This window comes from Planctomycetota bacterium, from assembly GCA_016872555.1.
Taxonomy (GTDB): Bacteria; Planctomycetota; Planctomycetia; order Pirellulales; family UBA1268; genus F1-20-MAGs016.
In genome coordinates this window covers 1-1,783 of record VGZO01000141.1, presented here as the reverse complement: position 1 = coordinate 1,783, position 1,783 = coordinate 1, and the positions used below count along the sequence as shown (strand labels likewise).

At 68.5% G+C, this 1,783-nt stretch carries 1 protein-coding gene; it reads left to right on the top strand.

Annotated elements, in window-relative coordinates; all coding sequences use genetic code 11:
- Positions 1-201: 201 nt before the first annotated feature.
- A partial coding sequence (locus FJ309_17535; GenBank protein MBM3956376.1) for a transposase occupies positions 202-1,783 on the top strand: 1,582 nt, incomplete at its 3' end.

The following is a 1,783-nucleotide window of genomic DNA, read 5'->3' as shown; positions in this document are numbered from 1 at the left end:
GCAGAAGTCGGCGCAGGCCGCCCAAGCCTCTTCAACGTGGAATCGAGCCACCGCTGGAAGTACAGCGCCGCAACGCCTCAAGCGGCTGGACGTCGCATCAAGTTGTCTGCAGATCGTCTTCCGTGAGACCTGTGGAGAACCGCTCTGTCCCGCGGATAGTGTACGGCCGTTGACTCCCGCCGTCCACCTGCCGGTCTGCCCATGGTCGCCGCGGTCACAGGGTTTCCCGCGCGAAGCCGACGCCGCCCGCACGGAGGCCCCGCGGCGTCCCGCCGCTACGAGCGGCGTCGGCCCGAGAAGACGCCGCTCCACAAAATCATCTCCGAGAACCTCGAGCGCTGGCTCGAGTGGCGGGAAGCTGCCGAGCGGCCCGTGCCGGGATACGTCCAGGACGAGCTCCGCGGCTATCTCGAGTGCGGGCTGCTCTGCTTCGGCTTCGCCCGCGGCCGGTGCACAACATGCGGCCAGGGATTCGTCGTGGCCTTCTCCTGCAAGGGCCGCGGCGTCTGCCCGTCCTGCAACGGCCGCCACATGGCCCAGACGGCGGCGCATCTCGCCGATCACGTCATCCCGCCGGTACCCGTGCGGCAGTGGGTGATCTCCGTGCCCAAGCGATTGCGGGGCTTTCTCGCCGACCGACCCCGAGCCGTCGCCCCCGTCACGAAGATTTTTCTTGACGAGATCGAGCGGACTCTGTGCGCTGCGGCAGGGGTCACGAGCGATGCCCCCGCATCCGCCCGCCCGCGACTCGGTGGCATCTCCTTTCTGTACCGCTTCGGTTCGGCGCTCAACCACCATGTCCACCTCCACGCTTGCGTGACCGACGGCGTCTTCGTGCCGGCTGCCGACGACCCAGCGTGCAACGCCCCGCCGGCGTTCATCCCAGCCCGACCGATCACCCAGGCCGATCTGGCCGTGCTCGCAGAGCGGGTGCGCCGTCGGGTGATCCGCTGGTTTCGCTTGCAGCGACTGCTCGACGCCGCGGCCGCCGCCGACATGCTCTCCTGGGAGAACAGCGGGTTTTCAGTCGACGCGAGTGTCCGGATCACGCTCGTTGACCGCGATGTGCCGAGCTATTTTCGGAGTCTCGAACATCTTCTCCGATACTGCGCCCGGCCCCCCTTCGCCCTCGAGCGACTCTCCGTGATCCGCGGCCCAGACTGCCGGATCGCCCGCATCCGCTACGTGCTGCCCAGACACAAAGCCGCCACCTGGGTCGGGCCCGGCCGCGGCCGCAAGTCCACGCGGCCGGGGGCGAACGGCGTCGTCGAGCTCTCGCCGTATGAGTTCCTCGACCGGCTCGCCGATCTCGTCCCGCCGCCGCGGAAGCATCGGCATCGGTATCACGGGGTGTTTGCACCGAATCACCGGCTGCGGAAAGCCGTCACGTCGCTGGCGATCGGGAACGTCGGCAAGCAACGCGCGGTCACGATCGGGGGACATGGAAACGACGGTCACGCCACGGGAGGCTGCTCCGGCGCGCATCAAAAACCCCGCTCGCACGACACCTCGCGGATTGCCTGGGCCAAGCTTCTGGCCCGGGTGGGGGAGGAGTTTCCGCTCGAGTGCCCCAACTGCGGTGGCGACATCCGGCTGATCGCGTTCATCACCGAGCCGGGCCCGATCCGGAAGATCCTCACACATCTCGGCGAACCGCTTGAGCCACCGCCAGTCTCGCCGGCCCGCGGCCCGCCCACCGACTGGGGCGAGCTCGTCCAGGCGCATGACGAGCGCGACGTCTTCCAGGGACGGATAGACGACCTGCCCGTGATCGACATCCACA